We start from the raw sequence: 19,653 nt of genomic DNA on the forward strand, positions 1-19,653 counted from the left end.
AAACTGGCGCTGAACGGTAGCACTTCGCCGCTAACGCCAGTTTATTGACTTACGCAGGTTTGGCCTGGGCGATGACCTCCTCCAGGCGCTCTTTCTCGGCTTCCTTGATTTCTTCCTCGCTGATCATCTCGGCGATCACTCGCAGGCGCTCGACCACCCGGGCGTTGACACTGCCCTCGGCGAATTCGCCCTTGTCATCCATCTCGCCGGCCTCCTCGCCAACCAGCAGGCTCAAGGCTTCGTCGGCCTGGCTGACGGCATAGACATGGAAGCGACCGGCCTCGACGGCCTGCACCACCCGCTCGTCGAGCATCAGCGTGGCGACGTTGGCACGCGGGATGATCACCCCTTGTTCACCGGTCAGGCCACGGGCTTCGCAAAGACGGAAGAAGCCTTCGATCTTCTCGTTGACCCCACCGACCGCCTGTACCTCGCCAAACTGGTTGATCGAGCCGGTAATGGCGAAACACTGCTTGAGCGGAGTACGCGACAACGCCGAGATCAGCGTGCACGCCTCCCCCAGCGAGGCGCTGTCGCCGTCGACGTAGCCGTAGGACTGCTCCAGCGCGATGCTCGCCGAGATCGCCAGGGGGAACTCCTGGGCATAGCGGCTGCCCAGGTAGCCGGTGAGGATCATCACCCCCTTGGAGTGGATCGGCTGCCCCAGGTTGACCTCGCGCTCGATGTCGACGATGCCGCTGCCGCCCGGGTAGACGGTGGCAGAGATGCGCGCCGGCATGCCGAACGCCGAATCGCCTACTTCAAGGACGGTCAGACCGTTGCATTTGCCGATCGCCGCGCCTTCGGTGTCGATCAGGATGATCCCGGCGAGCATGTCGTCGAGCACCCGCTGCGACACCCGCCCGGTGCGCTGGGCCTTGGCCTTGAGCGCCCGCTCGATATGGCCGGCGTCGGTCATGCTCTCGCTGGCCAGCTGGCGGATGAAGTCGGCCTCGCTGACCAGCTGGAACAGGTCGCCGATACGCGCCGACAGGCGCGACTGGTTCTCGGCCAGGCGCGCGCTGTAGGTGGCCAGGCGCGCCACCGCGTCGCTGGTCAGCGGCGCCATGCCTTCCTCGTTGGTGCGGGTGCGCAGCAACTGGGCGAACTGCTCCAGGTTCTCGTCGACCATGGGCATGTCTTCATCGAAGTCCACCAGCACCCGGAACATCTCCTGGAAGTCCGAGTCATGGTCCTGCAACGCGTAGTACAGCTGGCGCGAGCCGATGATCACCAGCTTGACGCTGAGCGGGATCACCTGCGGCGTCAGGCTCACGGTGGCGACACGGCCCAGTTCGCCCAGCGGCGACTCCATCTTCAGCTTGCGCGACTGCAAGGCACGCTTCAGGGCGTCCCAGACGAAGGGCTCGCCGAGCATCTTCTCGGCTTCGAGAATCAGGAAGCCGCCATTGGCGCGGTGCAACGCACCGGCGCGAAGCTGGCGGTAGGAGGTGTACAGCGCGCCCTGGTCGGTGCTGTATTCGATGCGACCGAACAGGTTGTCGTAGGTCGGGTGTGGTTCGAACACCACCGGCGCCCCGCCTTTGCCAGGGTGGCCGACCACCAGGTTGGGGGCGTACTGCTCCTCGAGCATCTTGCGCGCCACCGCGTCGGTCTTGCTGTCATCGACCAGTTGCTCGACCACGGTGCGCAGCAGGTTCAATTGCAGCGACTGCAGGTAGGCGCACACCGCGGCGTTTTCCGCGTACTTTTCCGACAGCGGCGCCAGCAGCGGCTGCAGGGCAAGGGTGATGGTTTCCTCGTTGAGCTGGCGCAACTGGTTGTTCGATTCACGTTTCCATTGCGGCAGGCTGGAGAGTTCCTCGTTCAGGCGCTCCTCGAGCTCGGCAATGTCCTCGTGGAAGCGCTCGCGCAATTCCTCAGGCAGTTGGGCGAATTCGGCTTCGTCCAGCGCCTTGCCATCGGCCATGGGGGTAAAGGCGACATTGCTGCTGTCGCGGTACAGCGCCACGTCCTTCTCCAGCGAGGCGCGTTCGATCACGTCCAGCGCCCGGTCATAGCGCTGGTTGAAGGCGCGATCGATGGCGCTTTTCTTCTGCTGGTAGGAAGGGTGCTCGAACACCGCCGGGAACGTGGCCAACAGGTTGTCGATCAGGCCGTTCATGTCGCTGAGGAACGCTTGCGCGCTGCCGGCCGGCAGCTCCAGCGCGCGCGGCTCGCGGGAGTCCTCGAAATTATTGACGTACAGCCAGTCGGCCGGGGTGTGCTGGCGCTTGCCTTCGGCCTTGAGGTAACGCTTGACGAAGGAGAAGCGGCCCGTACCGGGCTCGCCCATCACATACACGTTGTAACCGGGGCGCGGCATCGCCACGCCGAACTGCAGGGCCTCGACGGCACGCTCCTGGCCCAGCACACCACGAAACGGCTCCAGATCGTCGGTATTGGAAAAAGCAAACTGTTCAGCGGAGAAACGCCGGGTCAGGGCTTCTGGCGCGAGACGCAGGCGCGAGGCGACAGGATCGGGCATTGGGTTTCCTTACTTCGGCGGGGCGGATGAAAGGCATTCTGGCGCTGCCAGCGCGCAGCGGCAAGGCTCCGTGGGACTTTATGTCACAGCCCAAGCCAAGCAATCACGCAAGCAATTTTTCGCAATAAACAACGCAACCTTTGGATCGTGCCTAAACTCCAAGCTGCGCAGGGGGATGGAAATCCTCCCGCCCTGGCAACCGCGTTGCCAGAAACCTGACCATTGGTACGTCACTTGAGAAAGAGAACAACGCTATGAAACGGATTCTTCTGGGTACTCTGTTCGCCGCTGTCTCGATCAACGCCATGGCCGAAGCGCCAGGCGGCCCGAACTGCGGCTGGGGCAACCTGCTGTTCGAGGGCCAGCGCGGCACGCCGGCCCACTTCCTGGCCTCCACCACCAACGGCACCTCCGGCAACGCAACCTTCGGCATGACCTCGGGCACCAACGGCTGCTCGACCAAGGCCGCACTCACCTATGGCGGCAAATCCTGGTTCGCCATGAACGGCATGATGAACGAGCTCTCCGAAGACATGGCCCAGGGCCAGGGCGAAGCCCTGACCACCTATGCCGTGGTCCTCGGTGTGGCGCCTGAAGACCGCGCGCATTTCGCCGCTGTCACCCACGAGCACTTCCAGCAGATCTTCAGCAGCGCCGACGTGACTGCCGAGACTGTCCATTCCAACACCCTGGCGGTGCTCAAGAGCGACCCGCAACTGGCCAAGTACGCCACCGAGGCTTGAGTACCACGCCTCCCGCCCCGGCAGCGGGGCGGGATTGGCGCTTCACCTTCCGGCATCATCAGGATGTAGTTGCCCGACATGCTCAAACGCCTCGTTCCCCTGGCGCTGATTATCAGCGCACCGCTTCATGCCGCCCCACAACCAGACCCGGCCCGCGTCCAGCAGTTGGCGGCCACGCCCTACTGGATCGCCCTCGGACACTACGAGACTGCCAAGCTTGGCGGTTGGCGCAGCTATGTGGACGACCCGCGCTTCTTTCTCGCCGAGGATGGCGCGCATCACCCGGACCAGGAGCTGCAGGCCACGGTCGCCGCGCTGTACGCCCCTGCCAGCCTGGGCGACAAGCACGCCCAGTGCGTGTTCCCGGCACGGACCCGCTGGCTGCGCGAACAGCTGGCCCTCACCGATCTGCCGAGCCCGGCCTGCCAGGAGTTCGATACCTGGTACAAGTCGATCGACCCGCACAGCGCGGCGCTGATCTTCCCGGCGGCCTATCTCAACAGCCCGTCGTCGATGTTCGGCCATACGCTGCTGCGCATCGACCAGTCCAATACCCGGCGTGACGACACCACGCTGCTGAGCTACGCGATCAATTTCGGCGCCTACATCGAGGGCAGCGACAACAGCATCCTCTATGCCTGGAAAGGCCTGATGGGCGGCTATCCCGGGCTGTTCGCGATGATGCCCTACCAGGAAAAGCTGTCCGAGTACCGCAGCCTGGAAAACCGCGACCTGTGGGAGTACCAGCTGGACCTGACCCCGGAAGAGACCGGGCGCATGGTCGAGCACGTGTGGGAACTCAAGCAGATCAAGTTCGACTATTTCTTCTTCGACGAGAACTGCTCCTATCGCCTGCTGGAGCTGCTGCAGGTGGCACGCCCCAGCCTGGACCTGACCTCGCAGTTCCCGCTGACCGCCATCCCTACCGACACCGTGAAGGCGGTGAAACAGTCCGGGCTGGTGGCGGACGTGCGCTACCGCCCGTCCCGCGAGCGTGAACTGCTGGCCCGTGCCGAGCCGCTGGACCACGAGGAAAAACAGCAGGTGCTGGCCATCAGCGCCGACACCGCGCAGCTGCAAAGCCCCTCCTTCACCGCCCTGCCCCGCGACCGCCAGGCGCTGGTACAGGACGCCGCCTACCGGTTGGAGCGCTACCGCGCCAATGGCCAGGAACGCGACCCGGCCCAGGCCGGTCGCAGCTATGAACTGCTCAGGGCGATCAACCGCAACCCGCCGCCGCCACTACAGATCGAGCGGCCCGGCCTGCCGGAGGACGGCCACCAGTCGCGCACCTGGCAACTGGGGGTGGGTACCCGCGAGGACCGCGCCTACGCCGAGTATGGCCTGCGCATGGCGTACCACGACCTCAACGACAACATGGACAGCTTCCCCCTCGGCGCGCAGATCGAGATCCTGCAGCTCAAGCTGCGTCAGTACGAGGGCAACGACTGGCAGGTACAGCGCCTGGACCTGGCCACCATCCGCTCGCTGACACCGCGCAACGAACTGCTCAAGCCTTGGTCGTGGCAGGTCGCGGGCGGCCTGGAACGCGTGCCGGGCAAGCATGACGACGAGGTGCTGGTCAGCCATGTCAACGGCGGCGCCGGTGGTACCTGGCAACTGGGTGACGACTTGCTGGGCTTTGCCCTGGGCACGGTGCGGGTCGAGCATCACAACGATTTCGCCGAATTCATCTCGCCAGCCGCCGGGTTCAACGGCGGGCTGTTGTGGCGCAACCCGCTGGGCAACCTGACGCTTGAGGCCAAGGGTGATTATTTCACCAACGGCGAAGTGCGGCGCAGCGTGAGCCTGAACCAGCAGTGGGAAATCAGCCGCGACCTGGGCTTGCGATTGAGTGCTTCACGCCAGTTCAGCCACCTGGCCACGGCGCGGAACGAGGTGATGCTGGAGTTGAAGTGGTATCAGTACTGAGCACCTGGGCCGCTTTGCGGTCCCAGTCCCGGTGCAATCCTTCGACAGCGTTTTGACATCGTGCCAACAATTCCCGACCTAGACTTTGCGGTATCCATCCGAGGGTCCTGTGGTCATGTCGCGGTACTGGTTAGGCTTGTGTTTCTTGCTGCTGGCGGGTTGCGAAACCACCCATGAACAGATGGTCAGCCAGGGCTACCCGCCCGCCTACGCCGACGGCTTCCAGGACGGCTGCAGCAGCGGTCGCCAGGCCGCCGGGCTGATGGCCGGCGACTTTCGCAAGGATGTCCCGCGCTACCTGCATAACCGCCAGTACGAAAGCGGCTGGGACGATGGCTTTCGCCAGTGCCACGCCATGCAGTCCAACGAAGACCTGCGCGAGTATCGCGAACGCTATTGGGACGAGCGTGACCGCGACTGGCAGCAGGAGAAAGACCAAGGTGCGGCCCGTGCCTACCGCCGCAACTGACGTCGTAAATGGACAACTGTTGAAACCCGCAGCCTGCCAACATGGTCTCCAGCACAAGGAGGCCAACCATGAGCCGAGCATTCGTCAATGAAGACCAGGCCGCCGCCCAGGCCAGCCAGCCGGTCGAGCGCCTGGTCAGCGACCAGCCCAACTATGTCACCGCCAGCGGCCTGGCGCAGTTGCAGCAGCGAGTGGCCGCGCTCAATGCATTGCGCGCCGAGCTGCTGGCCGAGGGCGATGCCGACAAGCAGCGTCTGGCCGATACCGAGCGTGACCTGCGCTATTTCACCGCCCGGGTACAGAGCGCGCAGGTGGTACCTGCTGCAACGTCCACGGAGAAAGTGCAGATCGGCAGCCTGGTGCGGTTCGTCGATGAGCATGACCAGGAGCATCAGGTGCAACTGGTGGGCGAGGATCAGGCCGATGCCGCCCAAGGCTTGATCAACTGGGGCTCGCCGCTGGGGCGGGCGCTTTTGGGGGCCGGGCCTGGGGATGAAGTGTTGTGGCGAAGGCCAGCGGGGGACCAGATGATCGAGGTGCTGGCCATTCTGGGTGAGTGCTGAAATCACCGCGGCCGCTTCGCGCCCCTTTCGGCGCGAAGCGGCCGCAAGTTATCGAATCAGACCACGCCCTGGGCCAGCATCGCGTCAGCCACCTTCACGAAGCCGGCGATATTGGCGCCCTTGACGTAGTTGATGCTGCCATCGGCCTCTTCGCCGTAGTGCACGCAGGCATGGTGGATCGACTGCATGATGTGGTGCAGCTTGCTGTCCACCTCCCCGGCCGTCCACAGCAGGCGCATGGCGTTCTGCGACATCTCCAGGCCCGACACGGCCACGCCACCGGCATTGGATGCCTTGCCAGGCGCGTAGAGGATGCCGGCCTCGATGAAGATATCCACAGCCTCCAGGGTGGTCGGCATGTTGGCCCCTTCGGCCACGCAGATACAGCCATTGCGCAACAGGGTACGAGCGTCTTCGGCGCCCAGTTCGTTCTGCGTCGCGCACGGCAGCGCGATATCGCATGCCAGGCTCCAGGGCGTCTGGCCTTTGCGGAATTCCAGGCCGAACTGCTCGGCCAGCTCGCTGATGCGGCCGCGCTTGACGTTCTTCAGCTCCATCACCGCGTCCCACTGGGCATCGGTAAGGCCGGCTTCGGCATACAAGGTGCCTTCGGAGTCGGACAGCGAGATCACCTTGCCGCCCAGGTCCATGACCTTGCGCGCAGCGTACTGGGCAACGTTGCCGGAACCGGAGATCGCCACACGGCGACCGTCGATGCGCTGGTCGCGGCGCTTGAGCATCTCTTCGGCGAAGTACACGCAGCCGTAGCCGGTGGCCTCCGGGCGGATCAGGCTGCCGCCATAGGTCATGCCCTTGCCGGTCAGCACCGAAGTGAACTGGTTGGCCAGGCGCTTGTACTGACCGAACAGGAAGCCGATCTCGCGGGCACCGACGCCGATGTCACCCGCAGGCACATCCAGGTCGGCGCCAATGTGGCGGTACAGCTCGCTCATGAAGGCCTGGCAGAAGCGCATCACTTCGGCGTCGCTCTTGCCCTTCGGGTCGAAGTCCGAGCCGCCTTTGCCGCCGCCCATGGGCAGCGAGGTCAGCGAGTTCTTGAACACCTGCTCGAAGGCCAGGAACTTGAGCACGCCCAGGTTGACCGACGGGTGGAAGCGCAGGCCGCCCTTGTACGGGCCGATAGCGCTGCTCATCTGGATGCGGTAGCCGCGGTTGACCTGGACCTTGCCCTGGTCATCGACCCACGACACACGGAACAGCACGGCGCGCTCGGGTTCGACCATGCGTTCGAGAATGCCTGCCTGCAGGTAGTGAGGGTTGGCTTCGAGGAAAGGCCACAGGCTGCGCAGCACCTCCTCCACGGCCTGGTGAAATTCGGGCTGGGCCGGGTCGCGTTGTTGCAGTCGGGCCAGGAAATCGTCGACAGATTCGATCATGGTAGACATCTCACCAAGAGAGGGATTGTTTTTGGTTTTTTCGGGAATGTACCAAGAACCAATCGCACTGGAACAGGGCGCAATGTCGTTTTTATGAAATTAATTGGTGCGTTTTCTATAACTGTATACAAGTTTTTCGCTGTACTCGTGAGAGAGCGCTTGTTCCCTGCTCGCCTGTAACACAGCGATCGCGGGGCAAGCCCGCTCCCACGCCAGCCATCCCAACGCCTGTACGGCGGGCACAAAAATGGGGCCCCTGAGGGCCCCATCGTTGTGCAGCGAAAACCGGCTTACTGGGCCAGTTTCTTGTGACGCACGCGGTGCGGCTGGGCAGCGGCGTCGCCCAGGCGCTTCTTGCGATCGGCTTCGTACTCGGTGTAGTTGCCTTCGAAGAACACCACGCTGGAGTCGTCTTCGTACGCCAGGATGTGGGTGGCCACACGGTCCAGGAACCAACGGTCGTGGGAAATCACGATGGCGGCGCCCGGGAAGTCCAGCAGGGCTTCCTCCAGCGAACGCAGGGTTTCGACGTCGAGGTCGTTGGACGGTTCGTCGAGCAGCAGGACGTTGCCGCCCTCCTTCAGGGTCAGGGCCAGGTGCAGGCGGCCACGCTCACCACCGGAGAGGTCCTTGACGAACTTCTGCTGGTCGCCGCCCTTGAAGTTGAAGCGGCCGACGTAGGTACGCGACGGGATCTCGTAGCTGCCGATGCGGATCTGGTCGGAGCCGTCGGAGATCTGCTGGAACACGGTCTTGCTGCCGTCCAGGTCTTCGCGGCTCTGGTCGACGCAGGCCAGCTGCACGGTTTCACCGATCTCGATGCTGCCCGAGTCCGGCTGCTCCTTGCCCATCAGCATGCGGAACAGGGTCGATTTACCGGCACCGTTACCACCGATCACGCCGACGATGGCGCCCTTGGGCATGGCGAACGACAGGTTGTCGATCAGCACGCGATCGCCGTAGCCCTTGGTGACGTTCTTGAACTCGATGACCTTGTCGCCCAGGCGCGGACCTGCCGGGATGTAGATCTCGTTGGTCTCGCTGCGCTTCTGGAACTCCTGCGACTGCATTTCTTCGAAGCGCTGCAGACGGGCCTTGGACTTGGACTGACGGGCCTTGGCGCCTTTGCGCACCCACTCCAGTTCCTCTTTCATGGCCTTCTCGTGGGCGCTCTGCTGCTTGGATTCCTGCGCCAGACGGTCCGACTTGGCTTCCAGCCAGCCCGAGTAGTTGCCTTCGTACGGAATGCCGGCGCCGCGGTCCAGCTCGAGGATCCAGCCGGCGACGTTGTCGAGGAAGTAACGGTCGTGGGTGATTGCCACCACGGTGCCGGGGAAGTCGTGCAGGAAGCGCTCCAGCCAGGCTACCGAGTCGGCGTCCAGGTGGTTGGTCGGTTCGTCGAGCAGCAGCATGTCGGGGGCCGACAGCAGCAGGCGGCACAGGGCCACGCGGCGCTTCTCGCCACCGGACAGGTGCTCGATCTTCGCCTCCCAGGCCGGCAGGCGCAGGGCATCGGCGGCGACGTCCAGCTGGCGCTCCAGGTTGTGGCCGTCGGCGGCCTGCAGGATGGCCTCGAGCCTGGCCTGTTCGGCGGCCAGCTTGTCGAAGTCGGCATCCGGGTCGGCGTAGGCGGCGTAGACCTCGTCCAGGCGAGCCTGGGCGTCCTTGATCACGCTGACCGCTTCCTCGACCACTTCACGCACGGTCTTGCTCGGGTCCAGCTGCGGCTCCTGGGGCAGGTAGCCGACGTTGATGTCGGGCATCGGACGGGCTTCGCCGTCGAATTCCTTGTCGACGCCCGCCATGATCCGCAGCAGGGTCGATTTACCAGCGCCGTTCAGGCCCAGCACGCCGATCTTGGCACCCGGGAAGAACGACAGGGAAATGTTCTTGAGAATTTCCCGCTTCGGCGGCACGACCTTGCTCAGCCGATGCATGGTGTAGACGTATTGAGCCAAAACCAAGCCCTCTATCAGATAGGTAAAGACACGCGCCCCGGCATTGGCCAGGGGATGTGATTACGGGGTCATTGAACAAAGTGGGCCATTCTACGCCAAGTCGCGGCGTTGCACAGATGGGGTAGATGGCGGGGCCGCTCGGCGGCCTTCGCGGGGCAAGCCCGCGCCCACGCCGGCATGGGTGGGGCGGGCTTGGCGCGGGCTCAGACGTGCGACTGCCTGGCCTTGCCACGCGGCAGGCGGCAGCGGTCCGATTGCTCGGCCAGGCGCGCGGCCCAGGCGGACTTGACGCTGAAGCCACCACTGCGGGCAGGTTTGCCAGCCGGCTTGCTCACGGCCTTGGCAGGCGCGGCAGTGGGCTTGGCGGTGGGTTGTGCGGCAACCTGGGCGACCGGCTCGGCGGCAGCCTTGGCCGACTTGCGCAGCTCGGCCAGCGACGGCGTCTTGTTGGCACTGGCGGCAGCCGCGTCCGGCTTGGCCAGCGAGCGCTGGCAGGTCTTGCAGGATACGTCCTCGGCCACGGCAGTGCTGACCAGCGTCTGACTGCTACGCCCGCAGGCGGAATCGAGGCCATTGGTGGAATAGTGGGTAACCAAAACCGTACATCTCCGATGCGTTGACTATGAAGCGGGCGGCATTCTCGCACAGGTTGCAGGGACTTGCCGAACCGGCATGACCAACTGCGGGCCGGCATCGGACATGCGGACTGGCACTTTGCCATATTTGAAGGCATGCTAGTCGGCTTCCCGCGTGCGCCTTATAGTGCGCCCAGCAGCCACGGCACGGGCCGTGCATGCCGCGAGAACGCAACCCCTGCCATCGTCAGCCCAATCGCAGGACCCAACGCTTGACCAATCTCACGCAACCGTCATCCCTGCGTCCTGCCGATTCCACGGCCGGCACGCACCTGCGTGGCTCGCTCAAGGGGGCGCTGGCCCTGCTCGCCCTGGTTCTGCTGGGTCTGCTGCTGTGGCAACTGTTCGCCCAGTACCGCCATACCCAGGCCGACCTGCGCCAGCAGAGCCTGGCCACCAGTGCCGAACTGGCCGACCACCTGAGCCTGAACATGGCGCTGAAGGCCCAGCAATCGCTGAACCTGGTCCAGCCCTACGTCAAACCTCCGGCGCCTGTCGCCCTGCCCAGCCTGCTCGCCACCTTGCAGGCCCGCCTGCCGGCCCTGCGCGACCTGGCCTGGCTTGACGCCACCGGGCAGGTGCGCAGCGACACCCTCGCCGGCTCACCCGACCGTCAGCTGATTGACGACCTGCTGCAATTGAACCAGGGCCGGGCGTTCTTCTATGGCAACGATGCCGACAATCAGCGGCTCTACCTGCTGCTGCGCCAGCCGACCGAGCAAGACCGCGGTTACTGGCTGCTGCGCCTGAGCCGCGACTACTACCAGGAGCTGACCCGTCACCTTGACGGCCCCACCCATCCCCTGTGGCTGCTGGAAAACAGCCGCAGCGGCGAGGTCATCGAGCGCCACGGGCGCCGGCAGACCAGCGAAGAGCCTCTGCAAAGCGTGATGCTTGCCTTCATCGACAACAGCACCTGGCAACTGCGTGGCCTGTTCGATGCCGGCCTGGCCCGCGACAGGTTGCTGCCGGCGCTGCTCGGCAAATGCGTGCTGGTGCTGTTCTGCGCGCTGCTGCCGGTGCTGGCGCTGATCAACATGCGCCGCCGTCAACGCGCCTTGCAGGAAGACCGTCGGCGCTACCAGGAAATCTTCGAGGGCACCGGCGTGGCCCTGTGCGTGCTCGATCTCTCCAGCCTGCCGGGACAGCTCGACCGCTACCACCTGCGCAACCGCGCCGCGCTCAAGCAGAGCCTGGCCCTGGACACCAAGCTGCGCCGCTCGCTGCTCACCGAACTGAAGATCACCGAGATCAACCAGGTGGCCCGCCAACTGCTCAACGTCGACTGCCACGAAGGCGCCTGGCAGCGCCTGATCGATGGCAGCGGCGACGGCCGCGACAGTGTCGGCATGCAGTTGATCGATGCGTTGATCGAAGAGCGCCCGCAACTTGAGCTGGAGGTGCGCCTGCCGGCACCGCTGGGCGGCGAACTGCACCTGTGGCTGATGGCCCGCCTGCCACAGCAGCGCCGCGACTACCAGGCAGTGATCCTGAGTATCAGCGACATCACCAGCCGCAAGCAGGTGGAGCTGTCGCTGCTCGAACGCGAGGGCTTCTGGTCGGACGTGGTGCGTACCGTGCCCGACCAGCTTTACGTGCAGGACGTTGACAGCCAGCGGATGATCTTCAGCAACCGCCACCTTGGCCAGACCCTGGGCTACGACCGCGCGGAGCTGGCGCAGATGGGCGACCGCTTCTGGGAGATGCTCCTGCACCCCGGCGACGCCGAGCACTACCGCGCCCTGCGCCAGCAGCAGCGTGACACCGGCTACGGCCAGTCGCTGCACTGCCAGTTGCGCTTCCGCCACCGCGACGGCGGCTGGCGTTGCTACGACATCCGCGAGCAGGTGCTGACCCGCGACAGCGAAGGCCTGGTCACACGCATCATCGGCGTGGGCAAGGACGTCACCGTGCAGATCGAAGCCAGCGAATCGCTGCGCGACAGCGAACAGCGCTACCGCATGCTCGCCGAGAGCATCAGCGACGTGATCTTCTCCACCGACAGCCAGCTGCAGCTCAACTATGTCAGCCCCTCGGTCCAGGCGGTGCTGGGCTACCAGGCCGACTGGATCTTTGCCAACGGCTGGCAGTCGATCATTGCCAACCCGGCCCAGCTCAGCGGTGTCTACAACCTCCTCGAGCGCGTCAGCCAGGTGCTGGACGACAGCACGCAACTGGCCCAGTTGCGCAGTACCCTGCCCACGCAGTTGTTCCTGTTCGACTGCCTGCGCGCCGACGGCCGCAAGATCCCCATCGAGCTGCGCCTGGTGCTGGTGTGGGACGAACACGAGCGCTTCGAGGGGGTGCTCGGCGTGGGCCGCGACATCAGCCAGCAACGCCGCGCCGAAAAAGACCTGCGCATGGCCGCGACCGTGTTCGAGCACTCCACCTCGGCGATCCTCATTACCGACCCGGCCGGCTATATCGTCCAGGCCAACGAAGCATTCACCCGTGTCAGCGGCTATGCCGTGGCCGAAGTGCTCGACCAGCTCCCCGGCATGCTAACCGTCGAGCAGCAACAGAACGCCCAGCAAGGCTACGTGCTCAAGCAACTGAGCCAGCGCGGCAGCTGGGAAGGCGAGGTCTGGCTGAAGCGGCGCAACGGCGAGCACTACCCGGCGTGGGTAGGCATCACTGCGGTGCTCGACGATGAAGGCGACCTGGCCAGCTATGTGTGCTTCTTCACCGACATCAGCGAACGCAAGGCCAGCGAGCAGCGCATCCACCGCCTGGCGTACTACGACGCCCTGACCCACCTGCCCAACCGCACGTTGTTCCAGGACCGCCTGTACACCGCCCTGCAACAGGCCGAGCGGCAGAAGGCCTGGGTGGTGCTGATGTTCCTCGACCTCGACCGCTTCAAGCCGATCAACGACTCCCTTGGCCATGCGGCGGGCGATCGCATGCTCAAGGACATGGCCGAGCGCCTGCTGGCCTGCGTCGACGACGACGACACCGTGGCGCGCATGGGCGGCGACGAGTTCACCCTGCTGCTGCAGCCCAAGGCCAGCCGCGAACAGGCGCTCAACCGCGCCATCCATGTTGCCGAGCACATCCTCGACGGGCTGGTCACCCCGTTCGTCCTGGAAAACCGCGAATTCTTCGTCACCGCTAGTATCGGCATCGCCCTGAGCCCGCAGGATGGCAGCGAGCTCAGCCAACTGATGAAGAACGCCGACACGGCCATGTACCACGCCAAGGAGCGCGGCAAGAACAACTTCCAGTTCTACCAGGCGGACATGAACGCCAGCGCCCTGGAGCGCCTTGAGCTGGAGAGCGACCTGCGCCATGCCCTGGAGCAGAACGAGTTCATCCTCTACTACCAGCCGCAGTTCAGCGGCGACGGCAAGCGCCTGACCGGTGCCGAGGCACTGTTGCGCTGGCGCCACCCGACCCGCGGCCTGGTGCCGCCGGGCGACTTCATCCCGGTGATCGAGGAACTGGGCCTGGTGGTCGACGTCGGCGACTGGGTATTGCGCGAAGCCTGCCGTCAGCTCAAGGCCTGGCACCAGCAGAAAGTGCGTGTGCCCAAGGTGTCGGTGAACATTTCCGCCCGGCAGTTCTCCGACGGCCAGCTGGGCACGCGCATCGCCACCATCCTCGACGAAACGGGGCTGCCACCGGCGTGCCTGGAGCTGGAGCTGACCGAAAGCATCCTGATGCGCGAGGTCAACGAGGCCATGCAGATCCTCGACAGCCTGAAGAACCTGGGCCTGAGCATCGCGGTCGACGACTTCGGCACCGGCTACTCGTCGCTCAACTACCTCAAGCAGTTCCCCATCGACGTGCTGAAGATCGACCGCACCTTCGTCGATGGCCTGCCCGAAGGCGAGCAGGATGCGCAGATCGCCCGGGCGATCATCGCCATGGCCCACAGCCTCAACCTGGCGGTGATCGCCGAAGGCGTGGAGACCCATGAGCAGCTGGAGTTCCTCCGCGAACACGGCTGTGACGAGGTGCAGGGCTACCTGTTCGGCCGGCCGATGCCGGCCAACCAGTTCGAGGCCCAGTTCAGCAACGAGACGTTGTTCATGTTCCAGTGACCGCCAATTCTTCATGGGCGCCGTGGGAGCGGCGATGCGGCGACCCGACTTGCCCCGCGATGGCCCGGCCCCTGGGACATCATTGCACGGCCAAATCGCGGGGCAAGCCCGCTCCCACGCAGACCTCGTAAAGCCAGGGAAAACCGGACCCCGAAGTCAACTCAAGCCCAGACACGGCGCGGCCTGCAACATGAAGTCCATTGGTCCGCGACTTGATGCCACTTCATATGCCAGCGGCGAATCAATCGGTTAGAATGCTCCCCCAATTCTGCCCGATCCTTGAGGACCGCCATGTTCAGCCGTGATTTGACCATTGCCAAGTACGACGCCGAGCTCTTCGAAGCCATGCAGCAAGAAGCCCTGCGCCAGGAAGAGCATATCGAGCTGATCGCTTCGGAAAACTACACCAGCCCGGCGGTCATGGAGGCCCAGGGTTCGGTTCTGACCAACAAGTACGCCGAAGGCTACCCAGGCAAGCGCTACTACGGTGGTTGCGAGTACGTCGACGTCGTCGAGCAGCTGGCCATCGACCGCGCCAAGGAGCTGTTCGGCGCCGACTACGCCAACGTCCAGCCGCACGCCGGCTCCCAGGCCAACGCCGCTGTCTACCTGGCCCTGCTGTCGGCCGGTGACACCATCCTGGGCATGAGCCTGGCCCACGGCGGCCACCTGACCCACGGTGCCAGCGTTTCCTCCTCGGGCAAGCTGTACAACGCCATCCAGTACGGCATCGACGCCAACGGCCTGATCGACTACGACGAAGTCGAAGCGCTGGCCCTGGAACACAAGCCGAAGATGATCGTTGCCGGCTTCTCCGCCTACTCGCAAGTGCTGGATTTCCCACGCTTCCGCGAAATCGCCGACAAGGTCGGTGCCTACCTGTTCGTCGACATGGCCCACGTCGCCGGCCTGGTCGCCGCTGGCGTGTACCCGAACCCTGTACCGTTCGCCGATGTGGTCACCACCACCACCCACAAGACCCTGCGCGGTCCACGTGGCGGCCTGATCCTGGCCCGTGCCAACGCCGACATCGAGAAGAAGCTGAACTCCGCCGTCTTCCCGGGCGCCCAGGGCGGCCCGCTGGAGCACGTCATCGCCGCCAAGGCGATCTGCTTCAAGGAAGCCCTGCAGCCTGAGTTCAAGGCCTACCAGCAGCAGGTCGTGAAAAACGCCCAGGCCATGGCCAGCGTGTTCATCGAGCGTGGCTTCGACGTCGTCTCCGGCGGCACCGAGAACCACCTGTTCCTGCTGTCGCTGATCAAGCAGGAAATCTCCGGTAAGGACGCCGATGCCGCCTTGGGCAAGGCCTTCATCACCGTCAACAAGAACTCGGTACCGAACGACCCACGTTCGCCGTTCGTCACTTCGGGCCTGCGCTTCGGCACCCCAGCCGTTACCACCCGTGGCTTCAAGGAAGCCGAGTGCCGTGAACTGGCCGGCTGGATCTGCGACATCCTGGCCGACCTGAACAACGAAGCGGTGATCGACGCCGTACGTGAGAAGGTCAAGGCCATCTGCAAGAAGCTGCCGGTGTACGGCAACTGATTGGCAGACGCCTGAAATGAAGAAGCCCGGCTTGATGCCGGGCTTTTTTGTGGGTGCATGGCGAGCGTCATGCGGCGCTCGATCCCATAGGCAAAACAACTGTCACGACACACAGCTAGTGGTCTCCACGCCAATCCCGGTCAACAACTCCGCGAGTCGAGGCGTTGTGAGGCTACGTCGGGTATTGATGCATGACAGCGCTTGATGGTTTGTATCAGCTGCCAGATGAGCACCCGTTTCAACGCTGGCCCCAACACCGCCTCAGCCAAACCCTCTTCCAAAAGGAAGTCATCGAAATTTGACCCAATGTGACGATTCATTTGTCCCACTCTCACTAAGAAATTGAGGTGGGAAAAATGCCGCCATAAGGCGGCATTAACAAGTCAGACGCTTCTGACTGCCCCATCACTCAAAGCCTCAAACCCTGCCCGAATCTTTTCCTCCGGCAGTTCATCGCCGATGAACACCATCACGCTTTCCCGCAGCTCGCCTTCCTTCCACTCGGCGTCCCAGTCGAAGCCGTACAGCTTCAGCACGCCCTGGAACACCAAACGGCGATCTTCACCCGCGATATTCAACACGCCCTTGTAGCGCAACAGCTGTTTGCCGTGCTCCTCCAGCAGCTCGTTCATGAAGTCGCTGAGCCGATCGATATCCAACGGCGTTTCGGTGCGCAGCACCAGCGTCGAAATGCGATCCGGGGTGGCGGGCTTGAGGACCGGGCGCAAGCTGGGCCCGGGGCTGATGCCCAGGTCCGGGTTGAGGTTGAACCCCCGCACATCGAGCAGCTCGGCCAGGTCGATGCGGCCGTGCTCGACCACGCGGATCGCCGCCCGGCCATTGATGCGCGCCAGACGCTCGCGCAGGGCATCGACCACCTGCGGCTCGACCAGATCGGTCTTGCTCAGCAGAAGGCGGTCGGCAAAGCCGACCTGGGCCTGGGCGATGGCCTGGGTCAGGTGCAGTTCGGCGTGGGCGGTGTCGACCAGGGTGATGATGCCATCGAGGATATAGCGCTCGCGCAGCTCTTCGTCGATGAAGAAGGTCTGTGCCACGGGTGCAGGGTCGGCGAGGCCTGTGCACTCGATCACCAGGCGATCGAAGGCGATCTCGCCGGCGTCCAGGCGTTCGAGCAGCAGGTACAGGGCGCGGGTCAGGTCGCCATGGATGCTGCAGCACACACAGCCGTTGGCCAGGGTCACCACCTGCACCGGCTCATCGCCCAGCAGTTGGCTGTCGATGCCAGCCTCGCTGAACTCGTTCTCGATCACGGCGAGCCTCAGGCCGTGCTCGGCCTTGAGCATGTGCTTGAGCAGTGTGGTCTTGCCGGCACCAAGAAAGCCGGTCAGCACGGTAACGGGAATCGGCGTTTGCACGCGGTTGTCTCCTGCAGCTGAAAATGAAAGTGGGAGCCCGGTTGCCCGGGCTCCCACTGGTTCATGCGTGTCGCGGGTTCAACAGCACTTGGGCCCGGACTTGCCACCATAACGCGCTTCCTGGCGCTCGCGGAAGAACGCCTCGTAGCTCATCACGGGCTTGTCCGGGTGCTTGGTCTGCATGTGCTCGACATAGTTGTCGTAATCAGGCATGCCGACCATCAGGCGGGCGGCCTGCCCCAGGTACTTGCCCAGTCGACCCAGGTCGTTGAACATCGCGGCATTCCTCTCAAGCGTCAGGCAAAGCCTGGAACGGGGTTTCCTTGTCGCTGCGCTCCTTGCGGCCCCAGGCGGCATAGCCGACCTTGAGGGCGAAGAACAGGATGCTGAACACCACCACCAGGAACAGGATCGTCAGGCCAGCGTTGGTGTAGGCGTTGAAGATCACGTGCTGCATCTGGCCGATGTCCTTGGCAGGTGCCAGCACCTGGCCGGCGTCCAGCGCGGTGCTGTACTTCTTGGCCAGGGCCAGGAAGCCCACAGCCGGGTTCGGGTCGAACAGCTTGATCAGGCCCGCGGCGGTGGTGCAGATCAGCAGCCATACCGCAGGTACCAGGGTGACCCAGATGTAGCGCTGGCGCTTCATCTTGATCAGTACCACGGTGCCAAGCATCAGGGCGATACCGGCCAGCATCTGGTTGGAGATACCGAACAGCGGCCACAAGGTGTTGATACCCCCCAGCGGATCGATCACGCCTTGATACAGCAGGTAGCCCCACATCGCCACGCAACCGGCGGTCGCGAGCAGGTTGGCCCCCCACGACTCGGTGCGCTTGAGCGCCGGGACGAAGCTGCCCAGCAGGTCCTGCAGCATGAAGCGCCCGGCACGGGTACCGGCGTCCACCGCGGTGAGGATGAACAGTGCCTCGAACAGAATGGCGAAGTGGTACCAGAACGCCATGGTGTTCTCGCCCGGCAGCACCTGGTGCAGGATCTGCGCGATACCGACCGCCAGGGTCGGCGCGCCACCGGCACGGGCGAGGATGGTGTGCTCGCCGATGTCGCGGGCCGTGGCCTCCAGCTGCTCGGGAGTAATCATGAAGCCCCAGCTGCTGACGGTCTGCGCCACCGAAGCGACGTCGGCGCCGACCACAGCGGCCGGGCTGTTCATGGCGAAGTACACGCCCGGCTCGATCACCGAAGCGGCGACCATGGCCATGATGGCGACGAACGACTCCATCAGCATGCCGCCGTAGCCGATGTAACGGGCGTTGGTTTCGTTGTCCAGCAACTTCGGCGTGGTCCCCGAGGAGATCAGCGCGTGGAAACCGGACACCGCGCCGCAGGCGATGGTGATGAACAGGAACGGGAACAGCGTGCCCTTCCACACCGGGCCGGTACCGTCGGTGAACTGGGTCAGCGCCGGCATCTTCAGCTCGGGCGCGATGATCAGGATACCGATGGCCAGGCCGACGATGGTGCCGATCTTGAGGAAGGTCGACAGGTAGTCGCGCGGCGCCAGTACCAGCCATACCGGCAGCACGGCGGCGACGAAACCGTAGCCCACGAGCATCCAGGTGATCTGCACGCCGGTGAAGGTGAACGCCGGGCCCCACACCGGATCCGCGGCGATCTGGCCCCCCAGCCAGATCGACAGCAGCAGCAGGACCACGCCGACGATGGAGATTTCACCGATGCGGCCCGGGCGGATGTAGCGCATGTAGATGCCCATGAACATCGCGATCGGGATGGTCGCGATCACCGTGAACATGCCCCACGGGCTCTCGGCCAGGGCCTTGACCACGATCAGCGCGAGCACCGCGAGGATGATGATCATGATCAGGAAGCAACCGAACAGGGCGATGGTGCCCGGTATGCGGCCCATCTCTTCACGGACCATGTCGCCCAGCGAACGGCCGTTGCGGCGTGTGGACAGGAACAGGACCATGAAGTCCTGTACCGCGCCAGCCAGCACCACGCCGGCGATCAGCCACAGCGTGCCGGGCAGGTAGCCCATCTGCGCCGCGAGCACAGGGCCCACGAGCGGGCCGGCGCCAGCAATGGCGGCGAAGTGGTGGCCGAAAAGGATGTGCTTGTTGGTCGGGACGTAGTCCAGGCCATCGTTGTTGAGTACCGCCGGCGTGGCCCGGCGGGGGTCGAGCTGCATCACCTTGGTGGCGATGAACAGGCTGTAGTAACGGTAGGCAACCAGGTAGATGGCCACTGCCGCGACGACGATCCACAAGGCATTGATCGCCTCACCGCGACGCAGGGCGACCACACCCAGCGCGCAGGCCCCTATGACTGCCAGCGCCAGCCACGGAATGTGGCGTAGCAGGCTATTATTGTTGTTCATGGTTTACTTCCAGCTGGTGGATTGGAAAGACCGCCCACCGAGTCTAGGGCCAGTCAAGACGCATTGCCACACTTGCTTTGGTCTAGAGCCTCTGCGGCCAGATTGCAGTACCTGATGCACATACCAAACTCACTATAGTCAGGATGTC

The 19,653-nt window shown here is 64.3% G+C and carries 13 protein-coding genes and 1 pseudogene; 6 read left to right on the forward strand and 8 right to left on the reverse strand.

Translation table 11 applies throughout. The annotated features are described in order from the left end of the window. Positions 1 to 49: 49 nt before the first annotated feature. Complete coding sequence (locus CCOS191_RS23335) at positions 50 to 2,488, reverse strand: Lon protease family protein (protein ID WP_046857189.1); 2,439 nt, start codon at positions 2,486 to 2,488, stop codon at positions 50 to 52. Between the two features lie 254 nt (positions 2,489 to 2,742). Between CCOS191_RS23335 and CCOS191_RS23340 the strand changes: the two genes are divergently transcribed. From CCOS191_RS23340 to CCOS191_RS23355, 4 genes are all read left to right on the forward strand, one after another. Further along, entirely contained in the window at positions 2,743 to 3,231 is a 489-nt protein-coding gene (locus CCOS191_RS23340; RefSeq protein ID WP_023630569.1) for a DUF3015 domain-containing protein, read from the forward strand. 78 nt (positions 3,232 to 3,309) lie between these two features. Further along, positions 3,310 to 5,163, forward strand: a complete 1,854-nt coding sequence (locus CCOS191_RS23345) for an Lnb N-terminal periplasmic domain-containing protein (protein ID WP_046857190.1) — start codon at positions 3,310 to 3,312, stop codon at positions 5,161 to 5,163. Between the two features lie 115 nt (positions 5,164 to 5,278). Further along, complete coding sequence (locus CCOS191_RS23350; protein ID WP_046857191.1) at positions 5,279 to 5,632, forward strand: hypothetical protein; 354 nt, start codon at positions 5,279 to 5,281, stop codon at positions 5,630 to 5,632. A gap of 68 nt (positions 5,633 to 5,700) precedes the next feature. Continuing rightward, positions 5,701 to 6,195 carry a GreA/GreB family elongation factor gene (locus tag CCOS191_RS23355; protein ID WP_046857192.1) on the forward strand — a complete coding sequence of 165 codons (495 nt, stop codon included), beginning with the start codon at positions 5,701 to 5,703 and terminating at the stop codon, positions 6,193 to 6,195. Between the two features lie 56 nt (positions 6,196 to 6,251). Here the strand turns inward: CCOS191_RS23355 and gdhA are convergent, their stop codons facing one another. The 3 genes from gdhA to CCOS191_RS23370 all read right to left on the reverse strand — a co-directional run bounded on the left by gdhA (position 6,252) and on the right by CCOS191_RS23370 (position 10,146). Next, positions 6,252 to 7,592, reverse strand: coding sequence for an NADP-specific glutamate dehydrogenase (gene gdhA, locus CCOS191_RS23360; protein WP_046857193.1), 1,341 nt, complete (start codon positions 7,590 to 7,592; stop codon positions 6,252 to 6,254). Positions 7,593 to 7,882: 290 nt separating this feature from the next. Beyond that, complete coding sequence (gene ettA / locus CCOS191_RS23365; RefSeq protein WP_046857194.1) at positions 7,883 to 9,550, reverse strand: energy-dependent translational throttle protein EttA; 1,668 nt, start codon at positions 9,548 to 9,550, stop codon at positions 7,883 to 7,885. Between the two features lie 203 nt (positions 9,551 to 9,753). Then, complete coding sequence (locus CCOS191_RS23370; RefSeq protein WP_046857195.1) at positions 9,754 to 10,146, reverse strand: hypothetical protein; 393 nt, start codon at positions 10,144 to 10,146, stop codon at positions 9,754 to 9,756. Between the two features lie 251 nt (positions 10,147 to 10,397). Between CCOS191_RS23370 and CCOS191_RS23375 the strand changes: the two genes are divergently transcribed. Together CCOS191_RS23375 and glyA are read left to right on the forward strand one after the other, a co-directional pair. Then, complete coding sequence (locus CCOS191_RS23375) at positions 10,398 to 14,228, forward strand: sensor domain-containing protein (protein ID WP_046857196.1); 3,831 nt, start codon at positions 10,398 to 10,400, stop codon at positions 14,226 to 14,228. A 291-nt stretch (positions 14,229 to 14,519) separates the two neighbouring features. Beyond that, positions 14,520 to 15,773: a serine hydroxymethyltransferase gene (gene glyA, locus CCOS191_RS23380; RefSeq protein ID WP_046857197.1), complete on the forward strand. Its 1,254-nt coding sequence runs from the start codon at positions 14,520 to 14,522 to the stop codon at positions 15,771 to 15,773. 217 nt (positions 15,774 to 15,990) lie between these two features. Here the strand turns inward: glyA and CCOS191_RS28850 are convergent. The 4 genes and pseudogenes from CCOS191_RS28850 to CCOS191_RS23395 all read right to left on the reverse strand — a co-directional run. Beyond that, positions 15,991 to 16,093: pseudogene (locus CCOS191_RS28850) on the reverse strand (Fis family transcriptional regulator); the annotation flags it as partial. A gap of 63 nt (positions 16,094 to 16,156) precedes the next feature. Continuing rightward, positions 16,157 to 17,149: a GTPase gene (gene yjiA, locus CCOS191_RS23385; protein WP_046857198.1), complete on the reverse strand. Its 993-nt coding sequence runs from the start codon at positions 17,147 to 17,149 to the stop codon at positions 16,157 to 16,159. 78 nt (positions 17,150 to 17,227) lie between these two features. After that, complete coding sequence (locus CCOS191_RS23390; protein WP_008094130.1) at positions 17,228 to 17,425, reverse strand: YbdD/YjiX family protein; 198 nt, start codon at positions 17,423 to 17,425, stop codon at positions 17,228 to 17,230. Between the two features lie 13 nt (positions 17,426 to 17,438). Beyond that, entirely contained in the window at positions 17,439 to 19,505 is a 2,067-nt protein-coding gene (locus CCOS191_RS23395; protein WP_046857199.1) for a carbon starvation CstA family protein, read from the reverse strand. Between the last annotated feature and the right edge of the window lie 148 nt (positions 19,506 to 19,653).

Source organism: Pseudomonas sp. CCOS 191, from assembly GCF_001007005.1.
Lineage (GTDB): Bacteria > Pseudomonadota > Gammaproteobacteria > Pseudomonadales > Pseudomonadaceae > Aquipseudomonas > Aquipseudomonas soli.

Coding starts and splice junctions, on each gene's coding strand:
- CCOS191_RS23355 (WP_046857192.1), top strand. CDS start 5,701: ATGAGCCGAGCATTCGTCAATGAAGACCAGGCCGCCGCCCAGGCCAGC.
- CCOS191_RS23345 (WP_046857190.1), top strand. CDS start 3,310: ATGCTCAAACGCCTCGTTCCCCTGGCGCTGATTATCAGCGCACCGCTT.
- glyA (WP_046857197.1), top strand. CDS start 14,520: ATGTTCAGCCGTGATTTGACCATTGCCAAGTACGACGCCGAGCTCTTC.
- gdhA (WP_046857193.1), bottom strand. CDS start 7,592: ATGATCGAATCTGTCGACGATTTCCTGGCCCGACTGCAACAACGCGAC.
- CCOS191_RS23395 (WP_046857199.1), bottom strand. CDS start 19,505: ATGAACAACAATAATAGCCTGCTACGCCACATTCCGTGGCTGGCGCTG.
- CCOS191_RS23335 (WP_046857189.1), bottom strand. CDS start 2,488: ATGCCCGATCCTGTCGCCTCGCGCCTGCGTCTCGCGCCAGAAGCCCTG.
- CCOS191_RS23340 (WP_023630569.1), top strand. CDS start 2,743: ATGAAACGGATTCTTCTGGGTACTCTGTTCGCCGCTGTCTCGATCAAC.
- CCOS191_RS23390 (WP_008094130.1), bottom strand. CDS start 17,425: ATGTTCAACGACCTGGGTCGACTGGGCAAGTACCTGGGGCAGGCCGCC.
- CCOS191_RS23350 (WP_046857191.1), top strand. CDS start 5,279: ATGTCGCGGTACTGGTTAGGCTTGTGTTTCTTGCTGCTGGCGGGTTGC.